At 66.2% G+C, this 14,520-nt stretch carries 17 protein-coding genes; 4 read left to right on the forward strand and 13 right to left on the reverse strand.

Going from position 1 to position 14,520, the window contains the following annotated elements; genetic code table 11:
• Positions 1 to 14: 14 nt before the first annotated feature.
• The 10 genes from ACZ1H8_RS01160 to ACZ1H8_RS01205 form a co-directional block, all read right to left on the reverse strand.
• A complete protein-coding gene (locus tag ACZ1H8_RS01160) occupies positions 15 to 302 on the reverse strand; it encodes a hypothetical protein (protein WP_465179572.1) in 288 nt (95 codons plus the stop codon).
• Complete coding sequence (locus ACZ1H8_RS01165) at positions 299 to 640, reverse strand: DUF423 domain-containing protein (RefSeq protein WP_465179573.1); 342 nt, start codon at positions 638 to 640, stop codon at positions 299 to 301. The genes ACZ1H8_RS01160 and ACZ1H8_RS01165 overlap by 4 nt, the downstream gene beginning before the upstream one ends.
• Before the next feature lie 240 nt (positions 641 to 880).
• Entirely contained in the window at positions 881 to 2,665 is a 1,785-nt protein-coding gene (locus ACZ1H8_RS01170) for a cation:proton antiporter domain-containing protein (protein ID WP_465179574.1), read from the reverse strand.
• Positions 2,665 to 3,102: an iron-sulfur cluster assembly scaffold protein gene (locus tag ACZ1H8_RS01175; RefSeq protein ID WP_465179575.1), complete on the reverse strand. Its 438-nt coding sequence runs from the start codon at positions 3,100 to 3,102 to the stop codon at positions 2,665 to 2,667. The genes ACZ1H8_RS01170 and ACZ1H8_RS01175 overlap by 1 nt, the downstream gene beginning before the upstream one ends.
• A gap of 143 nt (positions 3,103 to 3,245) precedes the next feature.
• Positions 3,246 to 3,929, reverse strand: a complete 684-nt coding sequence (locus ACZ1H8_RS01180) for a hypothetical protein (protein ID WP_465179576.1) — start codon at positions 3,927 to 3,929, stop codon at positions 3,246 to 3,248.
• 145 nt (positions 3,930 to 4,074) lie between these two features.
• A complete protein-coding gene (locus ACZ1H8_RS01185) occupies positions 4,075 to 4,521 on the reverse strand; it encodes a hypothetical protein (protein ID WP_465179577.1) in 447 nt (148 codons plus the stop codon).
• Positions 4,518 to 5,096 (reverse strand): CvpA family protein, encoded by a 579-nt coding sequence (locus ACZ1H8_RS01190; protein WP_465179578.1) that lies wholly within the window; start codon positions 5,094 to 5,096, stop codon positions 4,518 to 4,520. The genes ACZ1H8_RS01185 and ACZ1H8_RS01190 overlap by 4 nt, the downstream gene beginning before the upstream one ends.
• A gap of 58 nt (positions 5,097 to 5,154) precedes the next feature.
• The gene (gene radA, locus ACZ1H8_RS01195; RefSeq protein ID WP_465179579.1) at positions 5,155 to 6,531 is read right to left on the reverse strand and encodes a DNA repair protein RadA; all 1,377 of its coding nucleotides are present in this window, start codon (positions 6,529 to 6,531) and stop codon (positions 5,155 to 5,157) included.
• 429 nt (positions 6,532 to 6,960) lie between these two features.
• On the reverse strand, positions 6,961 to 7,869 hold the full coding sequence (locus ACZ1H8_RS01200) for an IS3 family transposase (RefSeq protein WP_465179580.1): 909 nt from the start codon (positions 7,867 to 7,869) through the stop codon (positions 6,961 to 6,963).
• On the reverse strand, positions 7,866 to 8,198 hold the full coding sequence (locus ACZ1H8_RS01205) for a transposase (protein WP_465179581.1): 333 nt from the start codon (positions 8,196 to 8,198) through the stop codon (positions 7,866 to 7,868). Before ACZ1H8_RS01205 ends, ACZ1H8_RS01200 begins: the two co-directional genes overlap by 4 nt.
• Positions 8,199 to 8,738: 540 nt before the next feature.
• Here ACZ1H8_RS01205 and ACZ1H8_RS01210 point away from each other — a divergent pair.
• Positions 8,739 to 9,884 carry a glycosyltransferase family 4 protein gene (locus tag ACZ1H8_RS01210; RefSeq protein WP_465179582.1) on the forward strand — a complete coding sequence of 382 codons (1,146 nt, stop codon included), beginning with the start codon at positions 8,739 to 8,741 and terminating at the stop codon, positions 9,882 to 9,884.
• 49 nt (positions 9,885 to 9,933) lie between these two features.
• On the opposite strand, the gene ACZ1H8_RS01215 is transcribed toward ACZ1H8_RS01210, so the two are convergent.
• Together ACZ1H8_RS01215 and ACZ1H8_RS01220 are read right to left on the reverse strand one after the other, a co-directional pair.
• A complete protein-coding gene (locus tag ACZ1H8_RS01215) occupies positions 9,934 to 10,671 on the reverse strand; it encodes a class I SAM-dependent methyltransferase (protein WP_465179583.1) in 738 nt (245 codons plus the stop codon).
• A gap of 356 nt (positions 10,672 to 11,027) precedes the next feature.
• Complete coding sequence (locus ACZ1H8_RS01220) at positions 11,028 to 12,149, reverse strand: vWA domain-containing protein (protein ID WP_465179584.1); 1,122 nt, start codon at positions 12,147 to 12,149, stop codon at positions 11,028 to 11,030.
• A 466-nt stretch (positions 12,150 to 12,615) separates the two neighbouring features.
• Here ACZ1H8_RS01220 and ACZ1H8_RS01225 point away from each other — a divergent pair, with 466 nt between their 5' ends.
• A complete protein-coding gene (locus ACZ1H8_RS01225) occupies positions 12,616 to 12,921 on the forward strand; it encodes a YciI-like protein (RefSeq protein WP_465179585.1) in 306 nt (101 codons plus the stop codon).
• A gap of 45 nt (positions 12,922 to 12,966) precedes the next feature.
• On the opposite strand, the gene ACZ1H8_RS01230 is transcribed toward ACZ1H8_RS01225, so the two are convergent.
• Positions 12,967 to 13,389 (reverse strand): RidA family protein, encoded by a 423-nt coding sequence (locus tag ACZ1H8_RS01230; RefSeq protein WP_465179586.1) that lies wholly within the window; start codon positions 13,387 to 13,389, stop codon positions 12,967 to 12,969.
• Between the two features lie 99 nt (positions 13,390 to 13,488).
• Between ACZ1H8_RS01230 and ACZ1H8_RS01235 the strand changes: the two genes are divergently transcribed.
• Positions 13,489 to 14,088, forward strand: coding sequence for a TetR/AcrR family transcriptional regulator (locus ACZ1H8_RS01235; RefSeq protein ID WP_465179587.1), 600 nt, complete (start codon positions 13,489 to 13,491; stop codon positions 14,086 to 14,088).
• Between the two features lie 37 nt (positions 14,089 to 14,125).
• A complete protein-coding gene (locus ACZ1H8_RS01240; RefSeq protein ID WP_465179588.1) occupies positions 14,126 to 14,503 on the forward strand; it encodes a hypothetical protein in 378 nt (125 codons plus the stop codon).
• Positions 14,504 to 14,520 lie beyond the last annotated feature (17 nt).

Raw genomic sequence — 14,520 nt, forward strand, 5'->3', positions numbered from 1 at the left:
CAGGGGGAAGCGCGCTACTGCAGGCAATAGCCGAACAGGTGGGCGATGACGTCCGTGGCCATGGCCGCGGGGAGGACCACGAGCCACAGGCCGACCGTCGCGAGCATGCGGTCGAGCGGGGCGCGGTAGAAGACCAGCGCCGCGACGAACGGCGGAAGGGCCCAGAGCAGCGGTATGTGCGGGCCGCGCCACTGATACAGGACGGCGGTGAGATTGATCAGCATCACGCCGATGCTGGTCACTGCGGCGGCGGCGAAACTGCGGCCAACAATGTCGATCTGATCGATCGTGAGCCTGCTCACCCCGCCCTGCCCCGCAGCGCGTGGAGCGCGAGGGCCAGCCAGCCGAGGATCAGCAGCACGCCGCCGATCGGCGTGACCGCGCCGAGCCAGCGCGGCAGGCCGAGCGCCATCAGGTAGAGGGTGAGGCCGAACACCGCGCCGCCCGCGACGAACAGCCCGGCGGGCAGCCGCGCGCCCATGCGCAGCGCGACGAGCGCGGCGACGGCGTGGATCATCTGATACTGGGCCCCGGTGCGCAGCCACTCGGCCGCGACGCCGCTGGCACCATGCGCACCGAACGCGCCGGCGGCGACTGCGAGCGCGCCGGAGAGGGCGGCGAGGATCGTGATCGGCTTCATCGGTTTTTTTCCGGTCCGGTTGGCATGCGGCACCCTTGATATCGGATGGCGCTGGAAGGTGCAGGGCGTTGTCTGGTTTCGGTGAAGATCTTGTGCGCGCAGAGGCGCGGAGGCGCTGAGGGGTTCGTTGGGGATGGCCGGGTGCGTTTCAGTTGCCTTGATCTGGCAGCGCCCCCGGGGCAATCATGCGCGCCCTTTCTGCGCCTCTGCATCTCTGCGCGAACCAATCCTGGCCGAGGATCAGCCGCTCATCTCCAGGTCCTCGTCCATCGCCACCGGCTTGGCCTGCTGCGTCAGGATCGTGTCGCGGCCGGCGCGGACGTCGCCGGCTTCGCGCTGGATGTCGAGCCTGGCCTTGTCGCGGCGGCGATACTCGGCTTCGCTGCGGTCGATCTCGGTCTGGTCGACGCCGACCGCGGCCATTGCGCGGCGGGCCATGAAGACCGCGCTTTCCAGCACCTCGCGGACGATGCCGACGACGGGGGCGCCGTTCATCTTGATGACGCTGCGGCGGTCGAAGGCGCGCACCAGGATGCTCGCCTTGGGAAAGGCGTGGTGGATCGCCTCCAGCGCCTCGGTATCGAGCGCGTCGCCGTCCTGGCAGAACAGGATCAGCTCGGCATCGGCGGCGCCCGCCTGGCGCAGCACGTCGAGCCGGGTGCCGTCGCCATAATAGACCTTGGCGCCGAAGCCGCCCGCGGTCTCGATCATCTCGACATCGGTGTCGATCAGCGTGACCGGGATGTCCTGCGCCAGCAGCATCTGCGCCACCGTCTGGCCGAAGCGGCCATAGCCGACGACGATCGCGTTGCTGCCGTCATGCTGCGGCGTGTCGAGATGCTCGCCGCTCGGCTCGGGCTCGGCGCGCAGGCGCTTGGTGAGCATCATCAGGAACGGGGTGGTCGCCATCGACAGGGTGACGATCGCGCCGAAGATGCTGGCGGCCTCGTTCTCGACCAGCAGCGCCTGCTGCGCCTGGGCGAAGAGGACGAAGCCGAACTCGCCGCCCTGGCTGAGCAGCACGCCCAGCGCGAAGGCGGAGCGCGCCTTGGCCCCGAACAGCATCGCCAGGCCCATGATCACGAGCGTCTTCACCGCGATCAGCACCAGCGCCATGCCGGCGACGAAGAAGGGCCGGTCGGCGATCGCCTCGAGGTTGAGCGTCATGCCGACGGCGAGGAAGAACAGGCCGAGCAGGATGGTGCGGAACGGCTCGACATCGGCCTCGAGCTCGTGGCGATAGGGCGAGTCCGCCAGCATCACGCCGGCGATGAACGCGCCGAGCGCCGCGGACAGGCCCAGCAGCTCCATGATCGCGGCGGCGGCGATGACGGTGAACAGCCCGGCGAACACGAACATCTCGCGCTCGCCGAGATTGCCGATCAGGCGGAACAGCGGTCGCAGGATGTAGCGGCCGGCGAGGATGAGGCCGAGGATCGCGCCGAGCGTGTAGAGGCCGAGCAGCCAGCCGGGCGGGCCGGCCATGTCGGCGGGGTTGCGGCTCATCGCCGCGACGATCGTGATCAGCGGGACGATCGAGAGGTCCTGGAACAGCAGGATCGCAAAGGCCCGCTCGCCGAAGGGGGTGCGCAGGCGGCCGGCGGACTGGAGCAGCGGCAGGACCTGCGCGGTCGAGGAGAGCGCCAGCGGCAGGCCGAGCGCGAGCGCCGCTTCCCAGGAAAAGGGCGTGAAGACGAGGATGACGCCGGTGATGGCGAGCCCGCACAGGGCAACCTGCGCCAGGCCGAGGCCGAAAATGTCGCGGCGCATCCGCCACAGGCGCCCGGGGCTCAGTTCGAGCCCGACGAGGAACAGGAGGAGCGCGATCCCGAGCTCGGCAATGCCCATCTTGCTCTCGGCACCGGCGACCAGTCCCAGAACCTGCGGTCCCACGATCGCCCCGGCAACCAGGAAGCCCAGCGTGGCGCCCAGGCCCAGGCGCCGGAACAGCAAGACGAAGACCAGCGCGAAACCGAGCAGCGGCACCCCGTCGTGCAGCAGCGACATCCCCCCATGGTCCTCCATCAATCGGCCCTTTCGCGCGCCGCCTGGTCCGCCGCCTCGGCGATCGCCTCGAACGCCAGCCGGATCGAGGGATGGCGCGCCCGGTGCGGCAACGCGGGCTCGAACAGGTGCAGCCCGGGCCAGTCGGGCGGCGTGTCGCGCTCGCCCGCAAGCCACGCGGTCAGTTCATCGCGGACCTCGGCCAGTTCCGCCACCGACTTGCCGCTGGCCTCGGCCGACATCAGCGCCGCCGATGCCTGGCCGAGTGCACAGGCGCGCACCAGCAGGCCGATCGCAGCCACCCTGCCCGCCTCGTCCAGGTCGAGATCGACCGTCACCCGGCTGCCGCAGACCGGCGAGCGTTTCTCGACGCTCGCCATCGGCGCCTCGATCCGCGACTGATAGGGGATCGACGCGGCAAGGCGCAGGATTTCGGCATTGTAGAGCGGCGCGGTCATGTCCCGCCCGATGTAGGCGATGGCGCGTGCGAGGGGGAGATGGGGTGGCAAACTAAATTGGGTTTGCGAAGGCTGCCGCCTTGATTGACGGACGCAAGGCGACCGACAGTGCCGCTCATCCGCGGTCGCACGGCCCAAAGTGCCTACCCGCCTTTCATCGACCAATCGACGCCAATCACCTCCGCAGAAGAGTGATTGTTCCGGGCCAGAATTAGCAATCGCCCCGACGATCCGTGCAGGTCCGGAAAAAAGGCAACGGACTTGAGGTCGGCGGAGGTCACGATGAGGGGAATGACGTCCTGCGCGGGTCCGCCATCAATGACCCTGAACGTGCCGACGATCGATTTCCCCTGTCGCTTCCACAGCGCGACGTAGCGGATCGCGCTATGCCCATCGAGCACACGCCGTTGCGCTTCATCGGCCATGATGAGCCGCGCACCGCTCAGTTCGCGCGGCGACGCCACGACAGGGCCCGAATATGAGTTCAGTGCAGCGCCGCGCACCCGTTTCAAGGCGCCGTCACTCCCGTCCAGTTTGAAGCCGATGTCGTACGGGAAGTGTAGGACTCCTTTTGAATAGGCAACGGCCCCGCCGGCGCAGGGCCCAGTGATCGACGTGACGCTCCACAGTTTGAGCATGTCCGCCTGGGGACCTATGAACTTCAGTGATCGCGCAGCGCCTTGGGTCGATGCGTTCGCAGCGCTGATTTCAGCGAGCGCAATGCTATGTCGATCGCATCGCGGTGCCTCGGCTTCGAGCGCGTTCGTAGCTTGGGGCTCGCCCAGCAATAGGGAACCAAAGAGCGGGCCAACTACCCATAGCCTCATGATGGGCATGATTTCCCATCGGGCGCGCAGACGTCAATGTCGAAAATGGTCGATCGGCGGGTCACCATCAGTTGCGCCGGATCCCGGCACTGTTGCCGGGTGAAGGGTAAATTGGGTGCGATTACGTACTCCCTCGCCGCACAGGCTATTTATTGGACTCTGTCACCCACACGGTCGCGTTGCCCTTGTCGTCGCGGGCGATCACCAGGGCGGAGGTGCGCGCGGCGTCGCGTTCGACTTCGTCGCCTTCGAAACCTTCGGGGAAGCTGGTCGGCCACCAGGTGAAGCCGGGGCCTTCGTTGCCGCCGCCGGATTCGGGCATCGGGTCATAGCCCTTGCGCGGCTGGGCGTGGAACCGGGCGGCGAAGCTGCGGGCGTCGGCGTCAGGGACGGTGAAGCGCAGCCAATAGGTGCAGTCGACCGAGCATTCCTCGTGATAATAGACGTCGCGCGCGCTGTCGGGCAGGCGCTCGCCGTCGAACAGGCGGATCTTCTCGACCTCGGCCGCGGCAACCGGGTTGCGCGGCGACGAGGCCAGGCAGGTCCGGCAGGCTTCGCCGCATCCGCTCAGGCCCAGGAGCGCGGCTATCAACAAGATTCGCAAACGTCAGTCCTCGCGGCTGCTGTTGGTGGGCGTTCGGCGTCATCCTCGCCGAACACCGGTTCGCCCTTGCGGCGGCGATCGACGAAATCCGCGACGAACGCACTGGTTGCATCGAGCATCGGATAGGATTTGGACTCGCGGATCCATTCGGGCCGGCGCGACGGACCGCCGCTGACGGTGTCGACCACCAGCACGATCAGCAGGAAGGCGATGCTGACCAGCACCAGACCTTTCAGGCCGCCGAAGCCGAAGCCCAGTGCCCGGTCGATGGGTCCGAGGAAACTCTGGCGCGTGCGCGACCCGACCATATTGGCGACGATCCGCCCGCCGAAATAGGTGACGCCGGCGATGATCGCGAAGGACAGCACCGCCGCGCCCTGCGCGGTGCCGACGACGCCCGCCAGGATCGCGGCCAGCGGCGTGTGCAGCAGCTTGATCGCCAGCACGAGCACCAGCCACACGGCAAGCGCCAGAATCTCGGTCGTGAAGCCCCGGATGAAGCCGAGCACGGCCGCGCCGCCGATCACGATCAGCACGATGATGTCGAGTCCGGTCAGCGCCATGTCGAGAAGATCCTCCGGTCCGCCCCTAGCCGGGTGCGGATGTACCCCGGGTGACTCGCTATCCGCGACCGAGCAGATGGTCAACGAAGGCGCCGAGACTCTTGAAGCCGGACAGGCGCAATCCGGCATGATCCTTCATCGCCGCGGGGGCGAGTGCCTTTTCGAACCCCAGCTTCGCCGCCTCGCGGCAGCGCAGATTGCCGTGCGCGACCGGCCGGATCTCGCCCGACAGCGCGATCTCGCCGAACGCGACGCAGTCGCTGGCGATCGGCCGCTCGGTCAGCGCCGAGATCAGCGCGGCCGCGACCGCCAGATCGGCGGCAGGATCCTGGACTCGGTAACCGCCGGCGATGTTGAGATAGACTTCGCAGGCCGAGAAGCTGAGCCCGCAGCGCGCCTCGAGCACCGCCAGGATCATCGACAGGCGCGACGAGTCCCAGCCGACGACCGCACGCCGCGGCGTGGCGCCGCTGGCCAGCCGGACGGTCAACGCCTGGACCTCGACGAGGACAGGCCGTGTCCCCTCCAGCGCGGGGAAGACCACCGTGCCGGTCACGCTCTCGTCGCGCGAGGTCAGGAACAGCGACGAAGGGTTGGCAACCTCGTTCAGCCCCTCGGCCTCCATCGAGAACACGCCGATCTCGTCGGTGCCGCCGAAGCGGTTCTTGACCGCGCGCAGGATGCGGTACTGGTGGCTGCGCTCGCCCTCGAACGCCAGCACGGTGTCGACCATATGTTCGAGCACGCGCGGACCGGCGAGGCTGCCGTCCTTGGTGACATGGCCGACCAGCACCACGGCGGTGCCGCGTTCCTTGGCGAAGCGGATCAGTTCGCCCGACGAGGCGCGGACCTGGCTGACGGTGCCGGGCGCGCCCTCGATCAGGTCGGAATGCATCGTCTGGATCGAATCGATGATCAGCAGCGCGGGCGCCGGCCCCTCCCCCAAAGTCGTCAATATGTCGCGCACCGAGGTGGCCGAGGCGAGCAGCACCGGCGCCGAGCCGAGGCCCAGCCGCCGCGCGCGCAGCCGGACCTGGTCCGCCGCTTCCTCACCCGAGACATAGGCGACCTTGAGCCCGCGCATCGCGATCCGCGCCGCGGCCTGGAGCAACAGCGTCGACTTGCCGATGCCGGGATCGCCGCCGATCAGCGTCGCCGACGCCTCGACAAAGCCGCCGCCCAGCGCGCGATCGAGCTCGGCAATGCCCGACTGCATCCGCTCCGGCAGCGCGACGTCACTGTCGAGCCCGGACATCAGGATCGTGCGGCCGCCGCCCTGGAGGTTGTGCTTGGCCTGGAACGGAGTGGACGCGGCGACGGCGCCGGCATCCTCGACCAAGGTGTTCCACTCCGCACAATCGCCGCACTGCCCCGCCCATTGCGAGGTAACCGACCCGCAGGCCTGACAGACATATCGTTTGCGCAGCTTCGCCATGGCCGGGAGGTAGCGCAGGTAGAACAGGAAGGGAACATGAAAAGCTGTCGTTCGGTGCTGTGGTTGACGCCTCGTTAGCGGAGGGCGGGGTGACGGGTCTTGTCGGGCGCAGCCTCCCCGTTGCGTCATGCCTGCCGAAGTGCCGGCAGCCACCCGGCGGCATATCCGGATCGGCGTTCTGGTGAGGCAGTTGAATGCGGCGGCATGGATCACGTGAACCTCCGCAATCCGGATGGAAGGTGACATCTTTTGGCTTGTGCGGATTTGCAGCTGGGTCAGCACGGGCGCGCCGAAGAATATGCTCGCACAAAGACGCAAAGGCACAAAGCGGGTGCGTCGCCTGAACTTCGGCGCCTCCCTCGGCCCTCTTCGTGGCTTCGTGTCTTCGTGTGATACTCTGGAGTGCACCCCTTGGGTGAGACAAAGAGCTTAGACACAGATTGTTGTGCCTTGTGCTATCGGCTCCGCCGCATGCGGCGGAGCCGATAGCAATCGATCGTCGTCTTCGAATGCCGCCGGTGGCCGATAGGCCAAAGCGGAATGCAGTCTCTGGCGATTATAAACCTTCTCGAGGAAGATGGCGATCCGCGCCTCGACATCGGCTTGGTCGCGATATCGGCGGCCGTCGACCTCCTCGCGCTTGAGCGTGCGCATAAAGCTTTCGGCCATTGCATTGTCCCATGGGCAACCGGCGCGGCTCATGCTCGGCTGGATCCCCGCGGCGGTGAGGCGCTTCACATAGGCGGTGCAGGCATATTGGATGCCGCGGTCCGAATGGTGCACCAGCTCGCCAGGCGCGACTGTGCGGGCAGCGAGCGCCATGTCGAGCGCCGTGAGAGCGAGTTCAGCTCTGAGATGGTCCGCCAGCGCCCAGCCAACCACGCGGCGGCTCCAGGCGTCGAGGATCACCGCGAGGTAGACGAAACCCTCCGCCAGCCGCACATAGGTGATGTCGGCCACCCAAAGCTGGTTCGCGCTTGTGGGCATCATCTTGCGCGCCAGATTGGGGCAGACGCTGAAGCGATGGCGGCTGTCGGTCGTCGGCGGACGGAACGTGCGCCCGGTGATGCAGAGCAGATTGTCGGTCTGTCGCAGGCGCTGCACGCGCTTGTGATTCACCGCCCAGCCCGACTGGCGCAGCAGCGCCGTGATCCGGCGATAGCCGTAAAAGCGGTGCTCGAGCGACAGGCGCTGCACCTCGTCGCGCACCGCCGTCTCCTCCCGCGCCGGCTGTGACGCCTGCCAGTGTCGATAATAGCCCGCACGGCTGACACCGGCCAAACGGCACATCCGATCGATCCCAAGCGCGCCTTGCCGCTCGGCCTGCGTCCGGATCACGACGTAGACCCCGTCCCGCCAGACCCGTCGCTCATGCGGCGATGTCCCGCGAAATGCTGCAAGGCTGCTCGAAAAAAATCCAGATCCAGCGCCTGCTGCGCGACCTTGCGCTCCAGCTCGGCAGTGCCCGCCGGAACCGCCGAAACATCCCCAACTCCGGTGCCGATCGCGTCCGAGACCTGCGCCGGCAATCCCTTGCGAACCCGCTCACCGGGAAACAGCAACGCCTCCGCACCGCCGCTCCGAAACGCGCGATCCCACTTGTAGAGCAGCCCGCGATCGATCCCGAGCTCTGTCGCCAGCCCTGCCACATCGGACGCATCGCGCATTCGCGCCACCGCCGCCAGCTTGAACGCCTGCGTATGCCGTCGTCGCCTCGCCACACCAGCCTCCTTGCTCAGTGTGTCTTAGCTCCGTGTCTCACTTTTGGGGGTCATTCCACAGGTGCTGCGCGCAGCCCGGCGGAAGAATGCTCACACAAAGCCACGAAGGCACGAAGCAAGCGGGCAGAAATTGAAGACGGGTTCGTAGCCCAGCCAAGGAGGACGTCGTGGCTGGCGCTCGTCCGGGATGGGAGGGGTAGACCCCGGCAGTCCGGCCGGGGTGACGGAGTTTGTAGGCTTACCCTGCCCTTTCCGTCAGGCCGGCCGCAGCGGTCGTGATCGCGAGCGACCCTTCGTCCCTTCGTCCCTTCGTCCCTTCGTGCGCGCATTCTTCCGCCGGATCGAAATGCGAACTGCGCCTTGCATGAATTCGGGAACCCAAGTTGTTTCAGTGGCATGCCCCTGCCCGAGCCAGCCGGTCGGACGATTTGCCCACCCCCGGCAAACTCGACACCCTGCCCGCCGGGCGCTATGCGCGCGGGCCAGATGAAGAACGAAGAACTCCGGGTCGCGCTGTTCAGCGGGAACTATAATTATGTCCGTGACGGCGCCAATCAGGCGCTCAACCTGCTGGTCGGCTATCTGCTGTCGCAGGGGGTGAAGGTTCGCGTCTATTCGCCCACCATCGCCAATCCGCCGTTCGAGCCGACCGGGGATCTGGTCAGCGTCCCTTCGCTGCCCATGCCGGGCGGGCGCAGCGAATATCATTTCGCGACGGGCATCAAGAAGGTGCTGCCCGACCTCGAGGCGTTCGCCCCCAATCTGGTCCATGTATCGGCACCCGATATCCTGGGCCACCGGGCGATCACCTGGGCGCGCAAGCGGAACCTGCCCTCGGTCGCGTCGCTGCACACGCGGTTCGAGACCTATCCGCAATATTATGGCATCGGCTTTCTGACGCCGCTGATGATCCGGGCGCTGACGCGCTTCTACAACCGGCCCGACACGGTGCTGACCACCGGGCCGATGATGACCGAGCTGCTGCGCAGCTGGGGCGTGACCACGCCGGTCAGCATCTGGTCGCGCGGGATCAACCATGAGCGGTTCAACCCCGGCATGCGCAGCCTGGAGTGGCGCCGGTCGCTGGGCATTGCCGATGACGAGGTGGCGATCGGCTTCCTTGGCCGGCTGGTGCTGGAAAAGGGCCTGGGCGTGTTCGCCGACGTCATCATGCGGCTGGAGGCGCGCGGGGTGAAGCACCGCGTGCTCGTGGTCGGCGAAGGCCCGGCGCGCGACTGGTTCGCCGAGCGCGTGCCCGATGCGGTGTTCACCGGGTTCCAGTCGGGCCAGGAGCTGGGCCGTGCGGTCGCGTCGATGGACGTGTTCTTCAACCCCTCGATCACCGAAAGCTTCGGCAACGTCACGCTGGAGGCGATGGCATCGGGCGTGGCGGTGGTCGCCGCCTATGCCACCGGGCCGGTCGGGATCGTCGAACCGGGGGTCAGCGGGTTGCTGTGCGATCCCAACGACCTCGATTCCTATGCCGACGCGCTGGAGAAGTTCGCGACCGACCATGAGTATCGCAAGGCGACCGGGGCGGCGGGGCACCGGCGCGGGCTGGATTACCAGTGGGACAGGATCAACCAGGCGGCGCTGGACGCCTATCACGATACGATCGCGCGCAAGGGCTGAGGCGGGCTTCGGGTCAAGCGAACCGAGTTAGCCAATAATCTGTTACTGGTTATTTGGTGAGTACTACAACTGAGCTAGACCTTGCCGATGGGCGAAATGCTGCCCTAAGAACGCGCTTAGCGCGCAACCAACCTGACTTGCTCAGTAGTTTCGGAACGGATTGTTTATAAAAAATATCGATCAATTCATCTTGCATCGGATAAATCCGAAATGATGAAAATCCAGCCGCCAACCCGTGTCCGATGATCAGATGTGGCGGCATATCCCGTTCCGTAACACCGTAAAGTTTCATTGCCTCAATTGAACCGGGCGCGGTAGCATGTCCCTCTCCCGGTTCGTGTGTTATGAGAACGCCGCCGGGTTTGAGCGAGCGATAGGCGCTCACGATTGCCGCCCGCTCATCTTCTGCGTGATGCAGGCAGTCGAAGAAAATCACGGCATCGAATTGCGACTGCTGATCGACACCTTCAAAATCACCGCAAATAAACGAAAGATTGCCACCAACATTCTGACTTGCCTGATTTTCTCTAGCCAGTTCAATCATGTCATGACTGATATCCTGCCCCGTCACGACATATCCTCGTTTGGCGAAGAAAACGCTCGTCCATCCGCCTCCGCATCCCATATCCAGAACCCGCGCGGGAGGAGGCGGCATCAGCGTCATAATCGTTCCGATCGACGCCAGGTTGACACCACAATATTCGTCGGAGAACGGCTTCCCAAGGCCGTGCTGCCGCCCCGCCTCTCCTGTAAGCTTAAGATATTCTTGCTCGGCGAGCTTTGCCATATTCCGTTTCCGAGTGGCTGGGCGTTTCGTGATCCTTGACTCGATACCAGCAGTTCGAGGCTTCGTGTCTGTAACGATGCCTTGTGAGGTTTGGCAACGAGCGTTGGTTGGAGCCTGACTTTCCAGAGCGATATGGGACAGGGACGACCACGCTCGCTCAAAACCCGCTTACATCCCCCACGGGACGCCACGAGCAAGTGGTAATCAAGACGCGATGTCGACCAGCCTACAGGGCGTCCAAACGTCAATTTGAGAGGTATCTCTGGAAAGATCAACCAGTTTCTGAACAGCCTTGCTCCCGGCGCGTGCCCGCTCCTCATTGCTGGGGACACCACCACCAAACCGGTCAATTTAAGTCATTCGACCGCAGTGCCGGCCTTCTCCATCTGCTGTCGTGCCGCGTCGGCTTCCTTCAGAACGTCGCGGGAGAACGCGTCGCTGCGCCGAAGCAAGGCGCGGTGGCGTTCCTGCTGAAGTTGCAGCGCTTCGGTGACGAAGGGGTAAGGCGTTCCGCGCTTTTCCCGGTTCGCAATGTCATTGCTCATCCGCGTGCTTTCGCTCGCGACGATGTTGCTGACGCACAGCGAGGCCCGGCTTGACGCTTCCGACGCCTTCAGACTGTTGCGGCTCGCGGAATTGCTCAGGCTGACCATGTTGCGCGACGTTCGGTTGGACTCGCGCACCTCCGCCATGGTCCGGTCATACTCCGCTTGGTTCGCGACGTTGACGAAGCTGCCGCCCCCGGCGTCCGCCACCGCCTTCAGCGCGGCGGCCTCGCCCGGCGGCAGGCCGAAGCCGATGACATTGACGATGGCGCGGCTCTTGCCAGCATTGATCCGGCGGGCGACCGCGACCGGATCGCCGCCACAGGTTTCCTCGCCGTCGGAGACGACATAGATGATCTGCTCGCCCGCGATCGACGACGCCTGAAGCTGCGCCTCCGCGCGTTCGAGGGCCAGGGCGAGCGGGGTCCAGCCGACCGCCTTCAATTTGCTCACGCCGTCGACCAGCCGGGCGCGATCGCCCGACATCGGCGCCAGCATGTCGATGCCGGCGCAGGACCGCGCCTTGCCGGCCTCGCTGTTGCTGCCCTGCTGGCCGAAGACGAGGAGAGAGGTCTCGACCGTGTCCGGCAGCCCGTCGACGAATGCCAGCGCGGCGCGGCGGGCGAGGTCGAGCTTGGTCTGGCCGCCCAGCCGCCCGGCCATCGAACCCGAGCCGTCGACCGCGACGACCACGCGAACCGGGGCGGCTCGGGATCCGGCGGGCGCACCCCTGGCCTCTAGCACCGGCTGCTCCATCTGCTCTCGCTTGAAGCAAGGCTCGACGTCTTCGGTGATGAAGCTGGCGACATAGGCGCGCGCGTCTGTGGCGGCGGCGTCATTCGAGACGGCATCGTTGCGTTCGGCTCCGCCGCCGCAGCCCGCCACCGCGAGCGCGAGGAGGAGGGCGGATTGCCTGAAGCGCGTTGGCGACAAGATCGCGTGTCTCCAAGTAACGACCGAGATCCGTTTAGCGGTGGAGCGGGACAAAAGGTTCCATCGGCGGTGGCGTGGCCCTTGTGAGGGCTCGCAGCGGCGTGGCCCGCGCTCCAGCCAAAAGCCACCGCCGATCCAGCAGCAACTCGGTGTTCCGGCGAAGGCCGGAACCCACTCGGGAAGGCCTTTGGGCTCTCGCGAAAGCTTAGTGTCACCGACGCTGGGCTCCGCCCTTCGCCGGAGCAGAGGGCTGTTCCAAGCCAACGCAATTGCCCGAGGCGTTGGGAGTAAGTCAGCTTGGAACTGTGCGTTCGCTCGGCGATGTCGCCTTCCGGTCGCTTCAGAGCGGACGAAAGGGAGGCGAACCAGGCCGGATCACCTGACGTTTTCCCAATTGACGGGCAGTGCTGGACCGATCCTCCACACGCTTCCCGGACGAGCAGGCAAGGCCCAAGGGAGCGACCGCATGACGCACTATCTATTGTTTCTGGATTTCGCCGATGACTTCGAGGCTCGCCGGGGTGCTTTTCGCGATGCGCATCTGACGGGTGCCTGGGCGGCGGCGGATCGCGGAGAGCTGGTGCTTGCCGGAGCGCTGACCGATCCGATGGACCAGGGCATCATCCTGTTCAAGGGCGACAGCCCGGCGGTGGTCGAGCGGTTCGTCGAGCAGGACGCCTATATCGCCAACGGGCTGGTGCGCAGCTGGCGCATCCGCGAATGGGCGACGACGGTGGGAGCGCAGGCGTCGTCGCAGGTCCATCCCGCCTGACGCCCGGCTCCAGCAGAGGCCGGGTGTCCGGCACGCCGCTCGCGATCAGCTTTCGCTTTGCCGGCTTCCGCCCGCCCCAACCGGGATACGCGCGATCGCCTTGATCTCGAAATCATAGCCGAAGAGCCAGGTCACGCCGACGGCGGTCCAGTTCGGATAGGGCGGTGCGCCGATTTCCTCGTCGCGGATCGCCATGATGGTGTCGAACTGGTTTTCCGGATCGGTGTGGAAGGTCGTGACGTCGACGACATCGTCGAAGCTGCATCCGGCGGCCGCGAGCACCGCCTTGAGGTTCGCGAAGGCGCGGCGGACCTGGGCGGCGAATTCTGGTTCGGGCGTGCCGTCGTCTCGGCTGCCGACCTGACCCGAGACGAACAGCAGATCGCCCGAGCGGATCGCAGCGGAATAGCGGTTCTGGTCGTACAGCGCCTGGCGGCCCGGCGGGAAAATCGCATCGCGTGCTGACATGGGGTGTCCTTTCGATTGCAAGCAGTCGTCGCGGCATTACATACGCCGCGTATGTCGGATATATCGAAACATACGCGGCGTATGTCAACCGCCCGACCAATGGGCAGGGGCGAAGGCGTGCGAACGGCGGGCGCCGCGGCCAATCGCGCGCGGATGATCGCCGCCGCGCGCGCCACCTTTGCCGAACAGGGCTATGCCGCGGCGTCGATGGACGAGCTGACCGCATCGGTCGGGCTGACGCGCGGCGCGCTCTATCATGGCTTTGGCGACAAGAAGGGCCTGCTGGCTGCGGTGATCGACCAGATCGATGGCGAGATGTCGGCGAAGATGGCGCAGGCGCGCGAGGCGGCGCCCGATCCCTGGTCGGGGCTGATCGACGAAGGCGTCGCCTATATCCGCATGGCGCTGGATCCAGAGGTGCAGCGGATCATGCTGCTCGACGGACCGGCGGTGCTGGGCGATCCATCGACCTGGCCGGGGGAGCAGGCGTGCCTGGAGGTCACCGTCCGCAGCATGGCGCAGTTGCAGGGCGCGGGCGTGATCCGGCCGGTCGATATCGAAGCGGCGGCGCGGCTGTTCAACGGCGCGGCGCTGAACGCCGCCCTGTGGGTTGCGGCGGCGGAGGATCCGGCCGCGGTGCTGGACCGGGCGATCGAGGCGTTCCGGACGCTGGCCGAGGGATTGCTGGTCGCGCGGTGAGCGACGAGATGCATCAGCCAGAGGCAAGAGGCGCAGCGTGACCGCAGAGCAAGACCGCATTGCCTTCGCGATCGACCGCGACAGCGGCGGCATCCTGTTCGACGGCGCCCTCGCGATCGAGCCGCGGGCCCACAGTGCCGAGGTCGAGCTTCGCGTGCGGGACCTGATCCTCCGCTCGCGCGATCATGGCAATGGCTATCGCTGGCTGGACCTGGGGGGCCTGAGCTTCGGCGGGAGACCGGCCTGGCTGTCGCTGGGATTTCATGACGGGACATTGGAACGAGCCAGCTGGAATGTCCGCCTGGTCGAGGTGGAACTCCGAGACGGCTGGCCGACGCGCGAGGCGATCGATGCCGAGATCGCCTTTGTCCGCCGCATTCTGACTGAGGAAATGAGCATCGTCCCGGGCGCGTAACCATGGGGAGAAGTCTG

Source organism: Sphingomonas sp. BL-S-25 (assembly GCF_055521555.1).

What these genes read in the sequence shown, in the direction of transcription:
- ACZ1H8_RS01180 (WP_465179576.1), bottom strand. Translation starts at nt 3,929, where the DNA reads ATGAGGCTATGGGTAGTTGGCCCGCTCTTTGGTTCCCTATTGCTGGGC.
- ACZ1H8_RS01230 (WP_465179586.1), bottom strand. Translation starts at nt 13,389, where the DNA reads ATGTCAGCACGCGATGCGATTTTCCCGCCGGGCCGCCAGGCGCTGTAC.
- ACZ1H8_RS01190 (WP_465179578.1), bottom strand. Translation starts at nt 5,096, where the DNA reads ATGGCGCTGACCGGACTCGACATCATCGTGCTGATCGTGATCGGCGGC.
- ACZ1H8_RS01215 (WP_465179583.1), bottom strand. Translation starts at nt 10,671, where the DNA reads ATGGCAAAGCTCGCCGAGCAAGAATATCTTAAGCTTACAGGAGAGGCG.
- ACZ1H8_RS01235 (WP_465179587.1), top strand. Translation starts at nt 13,489, where the DNA reads ATGGGCAGGGGCGAAGGCGTGCGAACGGCGGGCGCCGCGGCCAATCGC.
- radA (WP_465179579.1), bottom strand. Translation starts at nt 6,531, where the DNA reads ATGGCGAAGCTGCGCAAACGATATGTCTGTCAGGCCTGCGGGTCGGTT.
- ACZ1H8_RS01175 (WP_465179575.1), bottom strand. Translation starts at nt 3,102, where the DNA reads ATGACCGCGCCGCTCTACAATGCCGAAATCCTGCGCCTTGCCGCGTCG.
- ACZ1H8_RS01165 (WP_465179573.1), bottom strand. Translation starts at nt 640, where the DNA reads ATGAAGCCGATCACGATCCTCGCCGCCCTCTCCGGCGCGCTCGCAGTC.
- ACZ1H8_RS01205 (WP_465179581.1), bottom strand. Translation starts at nt 8,198, where the DNA reads ATGCGCGATGCGTCCGATGTGGCAGGGCTGGCGACAGAGCTCGGGATC.
- ACZ1H8_RS01170 (WP_465179574.1), bottom strand. Translation starts at nt 2,665, where the DNA reads ATGGAGGACCATGGGGGGATGTCGCTGCTGCACGACGGGGTGCCGCTG.
- ACZ1H8_RS01210 (WP_465179582.1), top strand. Translation starts at nt 8,739, where the DNA reads ATGAAGAACGAAGAACTCCGGGTCGCGCTGTTCAGCGGGAACTATAAT.
- ACZ1H8_RS01225 (WP_465179585.1), top strand. Translation starts at nt 12,616, where the DNA reads ATGACGCACTATCTATTGTTTCTGGATTTCGCCGATGACTTCGAGGCT.